The sequence below is a fragment of the Burkholderia paludis genome (genome assembly GCF_000732615.1).
Lineage (GTDB): Bacteria > Pseudomonadota > Gammaproteobacteria > Burkholderiales > Burkholderiaceae > Burkholderia > Burkholderia paludis.
Genome location: NZ_JPGL01000026.1, coordinates 1 through 17,400 on the forward strand (window position 1 = coordinate 1; position 17,400 = coordinate 17,400).

The following is a 17,400-nucleotide window of genomic DNA, read 5'->3' on the forward strand; positions in this document are numbered from 1 at the left end:
GCCGGCAACATCGTGTGGGCGTGGGTGCTGACGCTGCCCGCCGCCGCGCTGTTCGCGGCCGGCGGCTGGTGGCTCGGTCACCGGATCTTCTGATACGGGCAGCCCGCGGCTTCACCGATGCGCGATGCCCGTATCGGCCGAGCCGGCGGCGATGCCGAACACGCGTTGACCGTCCCGGGTGTCCTCGACTCTCCAGCCCTGGGCGCTCAACGCTTCCCGTATCCGGTCGGCTTGCGCCCAGTCCCTGTCCGCCCTCGCGCGCTCGCGATCGCCGAGCAGCACGCGGACGTGTTCCGGAATGTCGAACGCAACCGGCCGCCATGCGTGCAAACCGAGGCCGAGCACGTCGTCGAAGCTGTCCACGGTCGCTTTCAGGGTCGCGGGTGGCAGGTTGCTCCTGACCAGATCCCAGAGCACCGCGAGCGCTCGGGGCAGATTCAGGTCCTCGTTTACTTCGGCGTCGAATCGCGCGGCGAAATCCGTATCGACGCGCCCGCCGTCCGGCCAGCCGGCATGGAGGTGACGAAGCCGGTTCAGCGCGGTGTGTGCCGCATCGAGCGACGCCCACGTGAAATGCAGCTTGCTTCGGTAATGAGCCGTCAGGCACAGGTAACGGTACGCGAGCGGATCGATATGGCGGTCCTGCAACGTCTGCAGACGGACGAAATCGCCGCTCGACTTCGACATCTTCGAATCGGCGTCGAGCGTCAGGAAGTGCCCGTGCATCCAGTAATTCGCGAGGTGCGTGCCGTGGGCCGCCCGAGTCTGCGCGATCTCGTTGCTGTGGTGCACGGCGATGTGATCCTCGCCGCCGCAATGGATATCGAACAACGTCCCGAGATACTTCGCCGACATCGCCGAGCATTCGATATGCCAGCCCGGAAAGCCTCGCCCCCACGGGCTGTCCCATTCCATCTGCCGCGTCACGCCGGCCGGGCTGAATTTCCACAACGCAAAATCCGTGATGCTCCGCTTTTCGCCCAGCGCAACCCGTTTGCCCGCCTGCAATCCCGCGCGGTCGAGCCGCGCGAGATAACCGTAGTCGTCCTGCCGGCTGGTGTCGAAGTAGAGGCCGTCGTCCGTCCGGTAGACGTAGCCGGCCCGCTCGAGCGTATCGATGAACGCGATCTGTTCGGCGATGTGATCCGTGGCGCGGCACCACACCGCCGGCTCGAGCAGGTGGAGCGCGCGCCAGTCCCGGATGAACGCCTCGGTGTAGCGCCGGGCGATGGCCCACGCCGATTCGCCGGTCCGGCGGCTGCCCTTTTCCATCTTGTCTTCGCCTTCGTCCGCATCCGACGTCAGGTGGCCAACGTCGGTGATATTGACGACATGCCTGACCTCGTAGCCGTTGCGCACCAATACGCGGCGCAGGAGATCCTCGAATACGTAGGTTCTCAGGTTGCCGATGTGGGCGTGGTCGTAGACCGTGGGGCCGCAGCAGTACATGCCGACCTGCCCGGCCCGGATTGGCGTGAACGGGCGTACGGTACGCGACCAGGTGTCATACAGCGCAAGCGGCATCGAGTTTCTCCGTCCCGAAAGTGTCGGCCCAAAAGCAAAAAGGCCGCCTGGTTTGCATCACAGGCGGCCGGAAGGCGATTGCTTGAAAGTTTAGCGAGTTCGCTAGACGCAAATTCCCCCTGGCACGTTCTGACAACATGCGCGGATCAGCGAGGAGAGGGAATGGGTGCGATTCAGCATGCGGACGATCGTAGCGTCTATAGACGGCACGGGTCAATACCCTCGCGCGGCCGATCCCGGCGAGGGCCCCGGAGCGCCGGCCACGCGGCCGGCACCGACCGGGCGCATTTCATGCCCGCTCACACCCTTCAAAAAAAAAGCGCGAACCACGGTTCGCGCCCAAGAGAGACCTCGCTGAAGACGTTGCCGCTCCACCCGTCCCGCTCAGAACGAATGGCGCATCCCGATCCGCACGTCGGCCTGCGTCTGCGTCGTCGACGGCGTGAAGCTGTAGCCGATCACCGCATCGACGCCTTGCGACGCGCGCAGGTAATCGCCGGAGATGTACACGTCGGTGCGCTTCGACAGCAGGTAGTGCAGGCCCGCCGTGCCCTGGTTCCAGTGATGGCCTTCGAAGCGCGTGTGCTGGTAGCCCGCGATCAGGCTCAGCGCCGGCGTGAACTGGTACGAGCCGCCGCCTTCGTACACCTGCATGTGCGACGACTGGCCGAAGCCCTTGATTGTCGTGTACGAGAAGTTCGCGTCGAGCGTGAGCTTGCCGATCGCATAGCTCGACCCGATGCCGAACGTGCCCTGGCTGTCGATGTTCATCGGGGTGTTCGCGTACAGGTCGGTGCGCGCGCCGGTCGTCGGGTCGACGGTGACCGTCTGCTGGCCGAGGAACGTGTGCGTGCCGAGCATCGCGTACGGATCGAATGCGTAGATGCCGCTCGGGTTGTTCAGGCGCGTGTACGCGGTGCCGATCGAGAAATCGCCCTGCGTGTAGCTCGCGCCCGCGCTCCATGCGCTGTTGCGGTGGAAGTCGCCGGCGACGTTGCCGAACGAGTACATCGCGCCGAACTTGAAGCCGTGCAGGTCGTTCGACAGGAATTTCACCGAGTTCGGCAGGCGGTCGCCGTTGAAGCGGTCGAAGTCGCCCTGGTGGATCGCATAGCCGCTGCCCCACGCCGAGATGTTGTAGATCGACACGAGTTCGTTCGTGATGTCGAGCTGGTTGCCGAACGACAGCGTGCCCCAGTCGTTCTGCAGGCCGACATACGCCTGCCGGCCGAACTCGGCCCCGCCGAAGCCGAGCTGCCCGGTGCCGAGGTGGAAGCCGCTCTCGAGGGTGAACACGGCCTTCAGGCCGCCGCCGAGGTCTTCCGTGCCCTTCAGGCCGAAGCGGTTGCCGTACGAGACGCCATCGTCGAATTTGACCACGTGCGAGCCGCCCGTGTTGTTCACGTACGTGATGCCCGCGTCGAGAATCCCGTACAGCGTGACGCTGCTCTGCGCATGCCCGACCGCGGGCATGCAGGCCGCGCATGCAAGCGCGGCGGCTACGGCAACTTTCGTGTGCTTCATTGTCGACCACCCTCCCTGAACCCTTCGATGGAAAGAATCGCGTTCCGGCGCGTGCCGCGATGCGCCGGCGGATTCGAATTCATACCGCCCGCTGGCTTCGGCATTTCGTTTTCCGCAATAACGCAGCCATTGCCGAAAAATACAAACCCATATTTCTCGTCACCCGTCTGAAGGCGACGCCAACTAGTCACGATGCGACCCATCGGGAAAACACGTAGACGGGCGGCCGGCACAAACCGGCCGCCCGGGCGGAGGGAATCAACGGCCGTCGAGGGCCGCGCGCACGGCCGGCAGGCCCGGCGCGCCGGCGGCCGTCGTCACGCCGTCCAGCCAGCCGGCGACCAGCGCCGGGTCGGCCTTCAGCGCATGCTGCGCCGCGAGCGCGGGCGGGGTCTTGTTGTCGAGCATGTCGGCGATCATGCGGTTCTCGACGGCGACGGAAAACGTCATCTGCCGGAACAGCCGCGCAAGGTTCGCGCACTGGCCCGCGAACCCGGCGCGCGTGACCGTGTTGACCGTCGCGCCGCCGTAGTCGGGGCCGAAATACGCGTCGCCGCCGGACAGGTAGGCCAGGTGGAACTTCGTGTTCATCAGGTGCGGCTCCCACGCGAGGAACACGATCCAGCGCTTGTCGCGCACCGCGCGCTCGACCTGCGTGAGCATGCCCGTCTCGCTCGATTCGACCAGCGACCAGTTCGCCGGCCCGAGCGCGTGATCGGACAGCATCCGCTTGATGTTCTGGTTCGCGGGCGCGCCGGGCTCGATCCCGTAGATCTTGCCGCCGAAGCGTTCGGCATAGCGCGCGAGATCGGCGAACGTGTGCACGCCGGCGGCCGCGACGTAATCGGGCACCGCAAGCGTGAACTTCGCGCCGCTCAGGTTCGCGTGCAGCACGTCGATCGACCTGTCGTCGACGAACGGCTTCACGAGCGGCGCCTGCGCGGGCATCCAGTTGCCGAGGAACACGTCGACCTGCCCTTTCCTGAGCCCCTGGTACGTGATCGGCACCGACAGGTTCGCCACGTCCTGCCGGTAGCCGAGCGCCTTCAGCACGACACCCGCCATCGCGTTCGTCGCATCGATGTCGGTCCAGCCGGGCGCCGCCATCTTCACGTCGCCGCATGTCTGCGGGTCGGCCGCGCGCGCGGCCTGCGTCGTCATCACGCAGGCGGCCGCGACGAGCGCCGCGCCGATCCGGATTGCTGCATTGCGTTGCCGTTTCATCGTCCGCTTCCTCCGTCGTTCGTCAGTGATCGCGCTGCGGGACGCACTCAGCGCCCGACGCGCGGAAAGCGCGCCATCGCCTCGAGCGTGTCGAGTTCGATGTGATTGCGCATGTAACGCTGGCTCGCGTCGGTGAACGGCTGCCAGTCCCATGCCTGAATGCGGCCCTGCGTCGTCGCCGCGTAATGGAAGCGCCGGCGCCGCTGGCTCGCGCGCACCTGCCGGTCCAGCTCGGGCAGGTTCCAGCGCTGCGCGGCCTGCGCGCGGAACGCGGCGAGCACGTCGGCGGCGGCCGGCACGTCCGCCAGGTTCGCCAGCTCGCGCGGGTCGTCCGACAGGTTGTAGAGCTGGTCGGGATCGGCCGGGCAATGCACGTATTTCCAGTCGCCGCGGCGGATCATCACGATCGGCGCGATCGCGCCTTCCGCGAGGTATTCGCCGAGCGCGACGTCGTGCGCCGGCGCGCCGTGCAGGTGCGGCACGAGGCTCGCGCCGTCGACGGGATCGGGCCAGCCGCCGGCGGGCGCGGCGCCGGCCAGCTCGACGAGCGTCGGCAGCAGGTCGACGTGCGACACGGGCCCGCGCACGCGGGCGGCGTCGAAGCGGCCCGGCGCATGCACGATCAGCGGCACGCGGCAGCCGCCTTCGAAGAACGTCATCTTGTACCAGAGCCCGCGCTCGCCGAGCATGTCGCCGTGGTCGGACGTGACGATCACGATCGTGTCGCTGGCGAACCCGCACTGCTCGAGCGTGGCCAGCACGCTGCCGAACTGCGCGTCGACGTAGGACGTCGCGCCGTAGTACGCGCGGCGCGCGGCGCGGATCTGCGCGTCGTCGGGCGGCGTGCGGTCGTTCTCGCATACGAAGCGCAGCCGCCGCGAATGCGGGTCGCTGCCCGCCGCGTCGAGCCGCACGGCAGGCAGGTCGATCTCGTCGTCGCGGTAGCGATCCCAGTATTCGCGCGTGATCGCATACGGATCGTGCGGATGGGTCAGCGACACGACCATGCAGAACGGCCGCGCATCGTGCCCGGCTGCCCGCTCGCGCGCGACGTCGTACAGCTTCTGCTTCGCGGCGAACGTGACCTCGTCGTCGAAATCGAGCTGGTTCGTGCGCACGCACGGCCCCGCGTCGAGCACCGAACTCATGTTGTGGTACCAGCTCGGCCGCTCGGCCGGGCGGTCCCAGTCGGGCACCCAGCCGAAATCGGCCGGATAGATGTCGGTCGTGAGGCGCTCCTCGAAGCCGTGCAGCTGGTCGGGCCCGCAGAAGTGCATCTTGCCGGACAGCATCGTCCGGTAGCCGCCCGCGCGCAGATAGTGCGCGAACGTCAGCGTTTGCGCCGGCAATTCGGCGGCGTTATCGTAGGCGCCGATCCCGGACGGCAGCTTGCCCGTCAGCAGCGAGAAGCGCGACGGCGCGCACAGCGGGCTCGCGCAGTACGCGGCGTCGAACACCACGCCTTGCGCGGCGAGCCGGTCGAGCGTCGGCGTGCGGGCGACGCGGTTGCCGTATGCCGGCAGCGCGAACGGCGTGAGCTGGTCGGCCATCAGGATCAGGATGTCGGGTGTCGGGTTCGTCATCGGCGGTCGTGGGGAAAGCGGTGTTCGAACGGAGCGCCTCGCCGCTCCAGCGGCGGGACGTCCGGCATGACGGCGGCGAACCGAAGAAAGCGCCGCGCGGGCGCACCGCGCTGGCTAGAATCGCGGCATGCGCTGCACGGCGGCCGTGCGGCGGCCGTGCGGCGCCGGTGCCGTGCCGTCCGATGCACTATCGCCCGCCCGAATTCGCGCGGGTAGGCGTCCGGCCCTTATGGGGCCATTAGAGAGACTTATGTCGAAACCCGAAGCGTTACCGTCGATGCAGGCGCTGCGCGCGTTCGAATCGGCCGCCCGGCTCGCGAGCTTCACGGCGGCCGCGCGCGAGCTCGGCTCGACCCAGCCGGCCGTGAGCCAGCAGGTGTACCAGCTCGAAGCCGAGCTCGGCGTGCCGCTGTTCGAGCGCAGCCCGCGCGGCGTCACGCTGACGGCGGACGGCCAGTGCCTGTACGAAGCGGTGCGGCTGAGCCTCGACACGCTGCGCGGCGCCACCGCGACGCTGCGCGCGCGCCGCGAGCACGGCGCACTCACGATCGTCACCGACTTCGGTTTCGCGACCTACTGGCTGATGCCGCGCCTGGCCGGGCTAAAGCGCGTGATGCCGGACGTCGACGTCCGCGTCGTCACGTCACAGGATTACGACGCGCAGCGCGACCACGCCGACATCGCGATCCTGTTCGGCGACGGCCACTGGCCGACGTGCACGGCCGCGCGGCTGTTTCCGGAATCCGTCACGCCCGTGTGCTCGCCGGCCTTCCGCGACGCGCACCCCGAGGTCGCACGGGCCGACCACCTGCTCGCGTTGCCGCTGCTGCACGTGCAGCCCACGCGCCCCGAACGCTGGCTGTCGTGGTCCGGCTGGTTCGACGCGCACGGCTTCGATGCGCCGGCCGCCGCGCGCGGCGTGACCTTCAACAGCTACGCGCTCGTGATCCATGCGGCGCTGCTCGGCGAAGGCGTCGCGCTCGGCTGGTCGCCGCTCGTCGACGAACTCGTCGCGTCCGGCCAGCTCGTGAAGCTCGTCGACGCGCCCGTCGTCACGTCGCGCGGCTACTTCCTGGTGCGGCCGCCGCAGCGGCCCGAGCCGGATGCGACGCATGTATTCCGGCGCTGGCTGCTCGACGCGTGCGCGAGCGCATGACGGACGCGGCCGGCCGCCCCCCGCTGGCGCGCCGATACCAGCCACACGGCGCGTTGGTTCTATCCTCCCCGAAATCGTCCTGATTTACTTGAGCCTCCCGCTACCCGTGCGGCGCGGCGCTGTCGTGCGCCGCCGCACGGCCGTGCGCCCCATGCCATCCGAGGAGCCTCATGACCGCCGAGCACCGCCCCGATCAATTCGTCCTGACGCTGTCGTGCCCGAGCGCGGCCGGCCAGGTCGCCGCCGTCGTCGGCTTTCTCGATCGCCATCGCTGCTATGTCGACGCGCTGAACGTGTTCGACGACGATCTCAGCAACCGCTTCTTCGTGCGCTGCGTCTTTCATCCGACGGATGAAACGCTGCAGATCGACGCGCTGCGCCAGGAGTTCGGGCCGATCGCGGCGGGGCTCGGCGGCCAGCAGGGCGACATGCAGTGGGCGATCCACGACGTGAACGCGCGGCCCAGGGTGCTGATCATGGTGTCGAAGCTGGAGCACTGCCTCGCGGACCTGCTGTTCCGCTGGCGGATGGGCGAGCTGAAGATGGACATCGCCGGCATCGTGTCGAACCATCCCGATTTCGAGCCGCTCGCCGCGCAGCACGGGCTGCCGTTCCGGCACTTCCCGATCGCGGCCGAGACCAAGACGCAGCAGGAAGCGCAGTGGCTCGACTTCCTCGAGTCGAGCGGCGCCGAACTCGTAATCCTCGCGCGCTACATGCAGGTGCTGTCGCAGGAAACCAGCGCGAAGCTCGCGAACCGCGCGATCAACATCCATCATTCGTTCCTGCCCGGCTTCAAGGGGGCGAAGCCGTATCACCAGGCGCACGCGCGCGGCGTGAAGCTGATCGGCGCCACCGCGCACTTCGTCACCGACGATCTCGACGAAGGCCCGATCATCGAGCAGGTGGTCGAGCGCGTCGATCATGCGCTGCGGCCCGAGCAGCTGCTTGCGGTCGGACGCGACGTCGAATGCATCACGCTCGCGCGCGCGGTGAAGGCGTTCATCGAGCGGCGGGTGTTCCTGAACGGCGACCGGACGGTGGTGTTCCCGTAACGCGAACGCGCCGCGGCGAGCTCGACCGCCGCGTCACGCGGAAGCCGACGGCACGCGCGCGGGCGCCGTGCCGATCAGCCGCGCCCGCCGCCGCAGATACAGGTTGTTGAGGATCAGCGCCGCGCCCGTCAGGGCGACGCCCGCGATCTGCGCACGGTTGGGCACCACGCCCGCGAACGCGGACACGATGAATGCGGTGATGGGCACGATGTCCATGAACAGCACGCCGTTCATCGGGCCCAGGTTCCGGTTGCCCGTCATCCACAGCAGGATCGCGCCGAAGCCGGCCACCGGCCCCATGTAGGCGAGATGCGGCAGCACCGCGTGCACGGCGGCCCACGTCGGCGTCGCGATGCGATGGGTCGCGATCAGCAGCAGATTGACCGCGACGTTGGTGGTCAGCCCGAGCCATGTCGTGAAGGTCGTGTACTTCAACGCCGACCAGCCGGTGAAGTGCGCCGCGCCGAACGTATAGACGACCCAGCACAGCGCGCCGACGACGATCAGCGCGTTCGCCGCGTAATACTGCGGCGCGCGCAGCGCGGCGATCAGGTCGCCGTGCGTGATGACGAGCGCGACGCCGGTGAAGGACAGCACGACGAACAGCACCGACACCGGCGCGGGCGGGACGCGCCGCACCAGCGCGTTGAGCAGGAGCCCCATCATCGGCTGCGTCGCCATCATGATCGACGCGGTCAGCGCCCCTTCCTCGCCGGCCAGTTGCTGGCCCAGGAACACGAACGACCCGAACCCGCAGAAGCCGATCGAGCCGAGCAGCCACGCAAGCGGCAGCGACTCGCCGGCCCGCCGGAACGCGGCGGGCCCTTCGATGGCCCGCAGCAACACCACGAACGCGATCCCCGCGATCAGGTAGCGCAGCGACGTGAACGTAAACGGATCGATGTATCGCAACGCATCGGTCATCACCGGAAACATCACGCCTATCAGGATCGTCGCGCAGACACAGGCCACGATGCCTTTCCCGTACGCGCTCGCGGCGGGTACTGCGATCTTGATGCTATTCATGACTGATCGTTCCCAAATTGGTCGAACTCAAACGCCGGTGCGGCTGCACGCGGCGGCAGGGTGTTGTCAACTTCCTTGCAGGACCCGCCTGTATTTCACGGTCTCGACGGCCGCACGATGCATGCGTGAAATTTGAAACCGTTCATTCTCAAAATAATCAAAAAAATCAGGTCAGCGCCCGCATCGCGACATCGACGATCGACGCCAGCTCCGCCTCCGGCGTGCTCGACTTGCCCAGCACGCGCATGCCCTGGATCAGGCACAGCAGGAAACGGCCGACCTGTTCCGGATCGAGGGTCCGGTCGAAATCGCCCGACTGCTGGCCGCGCGCCACCGCAAGGCTGAATTGCGTGCCGATGCGCAGCAGCGTCGCTTCGATATGCGGGCGCAATACGTCGTCGCCGGGCAGCAGCTCGACGGCCGAATTCGTGATCAGGCAGCCGCGACGCTCCGACAGCCGCACGCCGATTTCCGTGTAGTACAGCAGCGCGTTCCTGAGCGCCTGGCGCGGCGGCAGATCGGCCGCGAGACGCTCCTTGAGCCGCGCGATCGCGCCTTCCGCGTAACGGTCGAACGCCGCCACCAGCAACCCGTGCTTGTCGCCGAACGTCCGGTACAGGCTGCCGCGAAAGACGCCGGTCGCGTCGCACAGCGCGTCGATCGACGTTGCGTGATACCCCAGCTCCCAGAACACGCGCGCAGCCTCGTCGATCACCTCGTCGGTGTCGAATTCGCGTGGACGCCCCCTGTCGCGGGAGCCGGGAGAAGTCGGGCTCATGAGTCCGGATATTAGAACCGATCGTTCCCAAAATCAAGCGATCCCGATCGCGTGCCTGCGCCGTGCCGGCCGGCAACGCGGCCGGCCATCAACGACGAAAGCCCGACCGCGCGCCAGCCGGTCGGGCTTGCGTGGCGTGCCGCGGGATCGATCGCAGCGCCCGTGTGCGGTTTCCGGGCGGTGCGCGTCGTCACGCGGCCGAACGCGTTACTTCACCCACGCGAGGTAGTACGACACCCCGATCGTCAGCGCCGCGCCGATCAGCGCCGCATACGGCATCAGGTTCAGCCATGCCGCGCGCTTCGGCACCTCGAGCTCCATGTCGCGCTGCATCTGCGCGGGGAACCGGCCGCGGTCCTGCCAGTAGTGACGATAGAGAAACACCGGCACGATCAGCAGCATCGCGATCAGCCCGTTGCGCAGCGTGCCCTCGCCCTGCAGGTTCGCGCCCGCGCCAACGTACACGAGGTTCGCGTAGCCGCAGATCGCGCCGGCGGCGAGCAGCCAGGTCGGGCAGCGGAACGGCCGGTCCCAGTTGCCGCGATCCATCCGGTGGATCCAGCCCGACTGGAGATTCAGGAAGACGAACAGCATGTAGCAGACGTTCGAGATCGACAGCACCGTCATGTAATCCGACATCATCAGCAACACGAGGTTGAAGCCGAGATCGGTCCACATCGCGCGCGTGGGCGAGCCGTGCTCGTTCACGTGCGACAGGTACTTCGGCAGCCAGCCGTCGACCGACGCCTGGTACAGCGTGCGCGACGAGCCCATCATCGACGTCATCACGATCAGCAGGATCGACAGCATCAGCATCACGACGACCGCGTTCGCGACCCACGCGCCGCCGCCGACGATCTTCGCCATCGCGGCCGCCACGCCGGTGCCGTCGCCGATCGACGGATCGAGCATCGCCTGCGTGCCGAGCGCGCCCTGGAACGCCATCGGCACGAGCGTCATCACGACGAGGCACAGCGCGCCCGACCAGAAGATCGCCTTCGCGGTGTCGCGGCGCGGATCGCGGAATTCACGCGTGTAGCAGACGGCCGTTTCGAAACCGTAGGACGCCCAGCCGGCCATGAACATCGCGCCGAGCGCCATCGTGACGCCCTGCCCGTTCCACGTGCCGAACGTCGCCGCCGTGAGGTTGCCCTGCGCATCGTGACCGAGCGGCAGCAGCGGGAGCAGGTTCGACATCGGCACGTCGCCGGTGACGAACGGCACGATGCCGACGATCAGCAGCGGCGTGAGCGACGCAATGCCGAGAATGCGCTGCGTGCGCGCGGCTTTCGATGCGCCGCTGTGTTGAAGCTTGAAGGTGATGAGAAGCAGGATCGTGGCGATGATGAACGTCGCGTTGATCCGCAGGGACAGACCCGGCTTGATGAATCCGAGATCCGCAACCTTGAGCTGCCAGTGCAGCACCGCCGCGTCGGCGGGAAAGAGACTCGTGAGCGCGTAGCTCGCCGCGAGGCCGCAGCCGAGTGCAAGCATCGGCGACCACGCGAGCCAGTTGCACCACACGGAAACCGGGGCAATCAGCTTGCTGTAGCGAACCCAGCCGATCGCGCCATACACGGACGCGCCGCCCGATTTATGGGGAAATAGCCCCGATATTTCCGCATAAGTCGCGCTTTGAACCAGCCCCATCGTGATCGCGGCGATCCAGATCGCCCACGCGGGCTGGCCGATCGTCGCGCATACGCCGCCGATCGTGAACAGCACGCCAGCCGGCACGCCGCTCGTTACCCAGAATGCGTCTTTCCAAGTGAGGCCACGATGCAGCGTGTGGCCCGTCGAATCATGTGAGATGGTTGCCTCAACATCACTGGCGCGATTCGCACGCAGTCCTGCCTGACTCATCCAATTCCTCCTCTCGATCAGCGTGAGCGCATCAGCGCTTACCCTGGTCCGATACAAAACAGATGACTCCGCACAAGGGCCGTAGTGTAACAATTTACGGGATCTTTTGCAGGATCAGAAAAATAATTCCGGGATATGACCGCATCGCAGTGCGATTATTTCGCATTCCTAGCAATCATTCCCGGACCGTCTCCCGGTGTTTTTATCGCGGCGAATCGTCGCGGTTTACTACAGGGTTACTGCGCGCCTTCCGTCCACGCGTTCACGCGATCCGCATGCGCGGCGATCCATGCATCGGCGGCCGCGTCGGGCTTCGAGCCGTTCTGGATCGCGAGCATCACGCTGTCGATCTCGCCCGGCTTCCACTGGAATTTCTTCAGGAACGCAACCACCGGCTTCGCCTTCGTTTCGAGCGCCGGGTTCGCGACGCTGTCGACATGCTCGGCGTCGCCGTACACCTTCTTCGGATCCTCGAGGAAGCGCAGCTTCCACTTCGCGAACATCCAGTGCGGCGCCCAGCCGGTGATCACGACCGGCTTGTTCGCATTGACGGAGCGTGCGAGCTCGGCCGTCATCGCGCTGCCCGAGCTCGGCATCAGCGTGTAGTTGAGGCCGTAGTTCTTGATCGCGTCGTCGGTCTTGCGCATCACGCCCGCCCCCGCGTCGATGCCGACGATGCGGCCGCCGAAGTCGCCCTTCTCCGCGTTCAGGTCGCCGATGCTCTTCGCCTTCACGTAAGCCGGCACGATCAGGCCGATCTTCGCGTCGGGGAAGTTCGTGCCGAGATTGACGACCTTCGTCTTGAACTGGTCCCAGTACGCGCCCTGCGTGACCGGCAGCCACGCGGACAGCGTCGCGTCGAGATCGCCGCGCGCGACGCCCTGCCACATCACGCCGGCCGCGACCGGCACGAGCTGGACCTGGTAGCCGAACTTCTTCTCGATGATGCGGGCCGCGACGTTCGTCGTCGCGACGCTGTCGTCCCAGCCTTCGACGTAGCCGATCTTCAGCGTGGGCTTCGTGTCCGCGAGCGCCGACGCGCTGAGCGCCACCATTGCCGACAGTGCGCCGGTCCACAACAGTTTTCCGAACAGCTTCATGGTCGATCTCCGTGATGTGCGCCTGCGCGCGTGGTCTCTCAAGGTTCCTCAACCACAAATCCGCGGTATCGTTGTTTTCCGACGGATGCTTGTCCGGACGCGACGCGCCCGGACAGCCGATGGCGTAGAGCCGGTTACTTGTCGATCACGAGATCCGACAGCGGCTTGCTGCAGCACAGCAGCACCATGCCCTGGTCGATCTCGCGCTGGCGGATGCCGCCGTTGTGCTTCATCTCGACCTGCCCCGACACGAGCTTCACCTTGCACGTGCCGCACATTCCCTGCGTGCACGACGCCGGCAGCCGCATGCCCGACTGGCGCGCCGCGTCGAGCACGTGCTGCCCGGAGCCGCACGCGATCTCGCGGTTGCTCTTCGCGAAGCTGACCGTGTACTGCTTCGTGCCGGCGTCGCCGGCCTCGGCCGGCGGCGCGAGCTCGGCGAGCAGTTCGTCGCTCGCGGTCTGCGCGAGCGTCTCGAACGAGAAGCTCTCCTCGTGATACTGACGGCGCTCGAACCCGGCTTCGTCGAGCAGGTCGCGCACGGCCTTCATGTACGGCGCGGGGCCGCACGTGAAGATCTCGCGCTCCATGAAATCCGGTGCGATCAGCTTCAGCAGCGGCAGCGTCAGGAAGCCCGTGACGCCCGGCCAGTTCGTGCGCGCACCCACGCGCTCGACGACGAACGACGTGCGGAAATTCGTGTGATTCGACGCGATCAGGTCGAGCTCGCGCGCGAAGATGATGTCGTCCGGCGTACGCGCGCTGTGCACGAACAGGATGTCGCGATCCTCGGCGAGATCGTGGTGCGCGCGGCTCATCGACATCAGCGGCGTGACGCCCGAGCCGGCCGACAGGAACAGGTACTTGCGCGCCGGATGCCGCGCGCACGTGAATTCGCCGGCCGGGCCGAGCACGCGCACCGCCGCGCCCGGCTGCAGGTTGTCGTGCAGCCAGTTCGACACCTTGCCGCCCGGCACGCGCTTCACCGTGATCGACACCGTGTGCGGCCGCGCCGGCGACGACGAGATCGTGTAGCAGCGGTTGATCGTCTCGCCGTCGATGTCGAGCTCGAGCGTGAGGAACTGCCCGGGCTCGAACGAGAACGAGCGGCCTTGCGGCGAACGGAAGAAGAAACTCTTCACGTCGTGCGTTTCCTGCCGCACGTGGCAGCACACCAGCGTTTCCTCGACGTCGCTCGTCCAGCGCTCGGGAAGGGCGTTCCAGAACGCCGGGCGCGTGACCCGGCTGTCCGTCGGCTCGAATTGGGCCGCATCTCGCATCATGTCTGACTCCGCTTCTATGCTGCTAGGTCCTGTTACGCTGCCGAGTGCTGCTCGCCGGTTTTTTCGGCGAGCCGGCCGATGTACCAGGCCGAGAATTTTTCGACGAGACCTTCGGTGTACGGCGAATACGGGCCCGGCTCGTACGCGCTGCTGGTCGCGCCGCGCTGCGAGAATTCGACGAGCGCGCGATCCTGGTCGTTGGTCGCGTTCCACACGGCCGTGAGGTTCTTCACGTCGTAGTCGATGCCTTCCTTCGCGTCGCGGTGCACGAGCCACTTGGTGCGCACGAGCGTCTTGCCGGCCGACAGCGGGATCACCGAGAACGTCACGATGTGATCGCTCATGAAGTGATGCCACGAGTTCGGCTGCGTCCAGAACGACAGCCCGCCCAGGTCGGCCTTGTCGAAGCCGCCGAGCAGCTTCTTCGACGCCACCTTCGCATCGAGCGTCTGCGATTCGCCGTGGCGATCGAGCGGCAGGCGCTGCGTGCGGAAACCCGTCACGTCGAGCAGCTTCTCGATCTCGGCGGACGGCAGGCCCATCTCGGCCCACTCCTTGCCGCGCCGCACGCAGGTTTCCGCGAACGCGTCCATGCCCTCGGCATTGGCGTCGGAGCGCTGATAGCCGAAACCGTATTCGTACAGCGAGATCGTGAGCTCCGGATGGTTCGCGACGCAGTGATAGCACTCGCGGTTGTTCTCCATCGTGAGCTTCCAGTTGCCTTCCTCGATGATGTCGATCTGCGCGGCGATCTTCGTGTTCGGCAGGTCGTGCGGCAGCAGGTACGGCTCCATCTCGGCGCGCAGCTGCGCGAAATCGGCCGGCGGCTCGTCGGCGAGGCAGATGAAGATCAGGCCCGCGAGGTTCTCGACGTGGACCGACTTCAGGCTGTGCTTGCAGCGGTCGAACTTCTCGCCCATGTGCTCGGCGAACATCAGCTGGCCCGTCAGGTTGTAGGTCCAGCTGTGGTACGGGCACACGATGTTGCCGACCGAGCCCTTGTCCTCGTTGCACAGGCGCGCGCCGCGGTGACGGCACACGTTGTGGAACGCGCGGATCGCCATGTCGTCGTCGCGCACGATCAGGATCGAATCGCTCCCCAGTTCCACCGTCACGTAATCGCCCGGCTCGGGGATATCGGGCTCGATCGCCACCTGGATCCAGTGCTTGCGGAAAATCGCCTCCATGTCGAGCGCAAAGATGTCCTCGCTCGTGTAGAACGGCGCTTCCAGGCTGTAGCCTTCCTTGCGGCGTTCGATCAGTGCACGAATGTCTGCCGATACTTTCATCTTTTGCTCCGGATTCCTTGCGTCCCTGGGTTCTTGCCGACAGGCATCAAAATCAGTAGTCGATGAGCTGATGCTCGCGCAAATATGCGAGGATCACTTGTGCTTTTTCGACCGAACTCCCTTCATTTACGACGTTGCCGCCACGGCTTTCGGTCGTCGTCGCGGACAGCATCCGGGCATGCCCGGAGCGCTTCTCGGCCGCCACCAGCCTGACGGGCTTGCGCTCGACCGGGCCGACCGTCCAGGCCGTCGCGTCGGCGTCCGTGCCGGGCGCGGCGAGCGCCGGCCGGATCGCGCCGGCGCGCAGCCGCGCATACGCGTAGCGCGGCTCGACTGCGGCGAGCGGATGGACGACGACGACGGCCGGCAGCGCGGCATCGACGCGCCGCCGCAGCCCTTTCGGCAAGAATTGCCGCACCGCCGCGCGGCCGCCCTCGACCGACACGTCGACGGCCGAGCCGACCAGCGGGTAGCCGAGCGCGGCGGCAACGCGGTACGGCAGCATCCCGGTGTCGTACGCGCCCTCGGCGCGCGTGCCGGTCAGCACGAGGTCGTAGCCGGCGATGCGCGCGACGAGCGCGTGCACGGCATCGTCGCCTTCGCGGCAGGCCAGCACCTCGACCTCCCGCGCACCGAGCGCGAGATATTCGGCAAGCGCCGCGTTCGCGGGGTCGCCTGCGTGGATCACGTCGAGCGTCGCGCGATGCCGCTCCGCGAGCTGGCGGCCGGTTTCCAGCGCGACCGCATCGTTGCGGCTGTAACGCGCGACGCCGCTGACCGGGTGCCGGCCGACGGACACGAGCACCGCGATGCGTTGCAACGGACGGGGGGCGTTCATGCGGCGACTCCTTCCGGTTCACGGGCGCCGACCGCTGCCGGCGATTGTCCGCGCGCGGTCTGCACCTGTTCGATCAGCGCGGCGATCGTCGCCTGCGCGTCGCCGACCACCGTCAGGTTCGCGCGCTTCGCGATCGGCGCGCTGCCGTCGAGGTTCACCGCGATCACGTGGCGGCAGTCCTTGATCCCCTGCAGGTGCTGCACCGCGCCCGAGATGCCGAACGCGATGTACACGCTCGCCTCGACCGTCTTGCCGGTCGCGCCGACCTGCTTGTCGCGCGTGAAATGGCCGTTGTCGACCGCGACCCGGCTCGCGCCGATCGCCGCGCCGAACGCGCCGGCGAGCCGCTCGAACGCGCCGATGTCGGACACGCCGTTGCCGGCCGACACGATGAAATCGGCTTCCTCGAGCGCGACCTGCGCCGCGTCGATCTCGTCGAGGCCGAGATCGCGATACGGCTGCGCGGCGTCGCGGGCCGGGCGGATGAAATCGGCGGCCAGGCGCTCGCCCGCGCCGACGAACGGCAGCTTCGCCTCGACCGCGTTCGGTGCGAGCAGGATCACGTCGGGCAGCGCGCGCGTCGCGAACGCGCGGCCGGCCTGCGCATACGCGCCGACATGCCGTGCATCGATTTCGACGACGTGCGTCGCGACGCTCGCGCCGGCCGCCGCCGCGTAACGCCGGCCGAGATCGCCATCGCCGGTCGCGTTGTCGGGCACGAACACGTGCTTCGGCGCGAGCGCGGCGACGCAGGCCTGCAACGCTTGCAGTTCGCTGTCGGGATCGAACGCGCGGCGCTCGAAGCCGGCCAGTTCCACCAGCTTGTCGACGCCGAGTTCCGCCACGTCGTCCTTCAGTTCGCCGAAGACGAGCAGCGCGACTTCGGTCTGCGCGTCGGCGAGGATGGCCGCGGCGGCGATCGCCTGCCGCGCGGTTTCGTCGAGCGCGCCGCGTTCGGCGTGCGCGACCGCCAGCATCACGTGCTTCGGCGCCTGCAGCGCGCGGCGCGGCTTCGCGGCCGCCGCGCCATGACCGTGCGCGGACCAGTGCGCGGCGCTCGCATCGGCGCTGCCTGCCTCGCCGAGCGTGATGCGCTTCAGGCCCGCGGCCGTGATGACGAACGGCCGGCGCGGATCGATTCGTTTGATCGTGTTCAT

Annotated in this window: 15 protein-coding genes; 3 read left to right on the forward strand and 12 right to left on the reverse strand. The window is 67.4% G+C overall.

The genetic code is table 11. The annotated features are described in order from the left end of the window. Positions 1–111: 111 nt before the first annotated feature. Together cysS and GQ56_RS0117375 are read right to left on the reverse strand one after the other, a co-directional pair. A complete protein-coding gene (gene cysS, locus GQ56_RS0117370; protein ID WP_031399865.1) occupies positions 112–1,524 on the reverse strand; it encodes a cysteine--tRNA ligase in 1,413 nt (470 codons plus the stop codon). Positions 1,525–1,908: 384 nt separating this feature from the next. Continuing rightward, a complete protein-coding gene (locus tag GQ56_RS0117375; RefSeq protein WP_031399866.1) occupies positions 1,909–3,048 on the reverse strand; it encodes a porin in 1,140 nt (379 codons plus the stop codon). Between GQ56_RS0117375 and GQ56_RS44365 the strand changes: the two genes are divergently transcribed. Continuing rightward, positions 3,048–3,266, forward strand: a complete 219-nt coding sequence (locus GQ56_RS44365; protein ID WP_152601776.1) for a hypothetical protein — start codon at positions 3,048–3,050, stop codon at positions 3,264–3,266. The genes GQ56_RS0117375 and GQ56_RS44365 overlap by 1 nt on opposite strands. A gap of 40 nt (positions 3,267–3,306) precedes the next feature. Here GQ56_RS44365 and choX read toward each other — a convergent pair whose 3' ends face one another. Together choX and betC are read right to left on the reverse strand one after the other, a co-directional pair. Beyond that, positions 3,307–4,272 carry a choline ABC transporter substrate-binding protein gene (gene choX, locus GQ56_RS0117380; RefSeq protein WP_031399867.1) on the reverse strand — a complete coding sequence of 322 codons (966 nt, stop codon included), beginning with the start codon at positions 4,270–4,272 and terminating at the stop codon, positions 3,307–3,309. Between the two features lie 47 nt (positions 4,273–4,319). Further along, positions 4,320–5,855: a choline-sulfatase gene (gene betC / locus GQ56_RS0117385; RefSeq protein ID WP_031399868.1), complete on the reverse strand. Its 1,536-nt coding sequence runs from the start codon at positions 5,853–5,855 to the stop codon at positions 4,320–4,322. 250 nt (positions 5,856–6,105) lie between these two features. On the opposite strand from betC, the gene GQ56_RS0117390 reads away from it, so the two are divergent. Both GQ56_RS0117390 and purU read left to right on the forward strand, forming a co-directional pair. Continuing rightward, the gene (locus GQ56_RS0117390) at positions 6,106–7,011 is read left to right on the forward strand and encodes a choline sulfate utilization transcriptional regulator (RefSeq protein ID WP_031399869.1); all 906 of its coding nucleotides are present in this window, start codon (positions 6,106–6,108) and stop codon (positions 7,009–7,011) included. Between the two features lie 170 nt (positions 7,012–7,181). After that, positions 7,182–8,066 carry a formyltetrahydrofolate deformylase gene (gene purU, locus GQ56_RS0117395; RefSeq protein ID WP_031399870.1) on the forward strand — a complete coding sequence of 295 codons (885 nt, stop codon included), beginning with the start codon at positions 7,182–7,184 and terminating at the stop codon, positions 8,064–8,066. A 33-nt stretch (positions 8,067–8,099) separates the two neighbouring features. On the opposite strand, the gene GQ56_RS0117400 is transcribed toward purU, so the two are convergent. From GQ56_RS0117400 to GQ56_RS0117435, 8 genes are all read right to left on the reverse strand, one after another. Next, positions 8,100–9,092 (reverse strand): DMT family transporter, encoded by a 993-nt coding sequence (locus tag GQ56_RS0117400; protein WP_031399871.1) that lies wholly within the window; start codon positions 9,090–9,092, stop codon positions 8,100–8,102. 166 nt (positions 9,093–9,258) lie between these two features. Beyond that, positions 9,259–9,870, reverse strand: coding sequence for a TetR/AcrR family transcriptional regulator (locus tag GQ56_RS0117405; protein WP_031399872.1), 612 nt, complete (start codon positions 9,868–9,870; stop codon positions 9,259–9,261). Between the two features lie 207 nt (positions 9,871–10,077). Next, on the reverse strand, positions 10,078–11,733 hold the full coding sequence (locus GQ56_RS0117410) for an APC family permease (protein WP_031399873.1): 1,656 nt from the start codon (positions 11,731–11,733) through the stop codon (positions 10,078–10,080). Positions 11,734–11,969: 236 nt separating this feature from the next. Then, positions 11,970–12,833, reverse strand: a complete 864-nt coding sequence (locus GQ56_RS0117415) for a glycine betaine ABC transporter substrate-binding protein (protein ID WP_031399874.1) — start codon at positions 12,831–12,833, stop codon at positions 11,970–11,972. A gap of 134 nt (positions 12,834–12,967) precedes the next feature. Further along, complete coding sequence (locus tag GQ56_RS0117420; protein WP_031399875.1) at positions 12,968–14,116, reverse strand: hybrid-cluster NAD(P)-dependent oxidoreductase; 1,149 nt, start codon at positions 14,114–14,116, stop codon at positions 12,968–12,970. A 32-nt stretch (positions 14,117–14,148) separates the two neighbouring features. Further along, positions 14,149–15,405, reverse strand: a complete 1,257-nt coding sequence (locus GQ56_RS0117425; protein WP_031399876.1) for an aromatic ring-hydroxylating oxygenase subunit alpha — start codon at positions 15,403–15,405, stop codon at positions 14,149–14,151. A gap of 52 nt (positions 15,406–15,457) precedes the next feature. Then, entirely contained in the window at positions 15,458–16,243 is a 786-nt protein-coding gene (locus GQ56_RS0117430) for a drug:proton antiporter (protein ID WP_031399877.1), read from the reverse strand. Further along, on the reverse strand, positions 16,240–17,400 hold the full coding sequence (locus tag GQ56_RS0117435; protein ID WP_031399878.1) for an electron transfer flavoprotein subunit alpha/FixB family protein: 1,161 nt from the start codon (positions 17,398–17,400) through the stop codon (positions 16,240–16,242). The genes GQ56_RS0117430 and GQ56_RS0117435 overlap by 4 nt, the downstream gene beginning before the upstream one ends.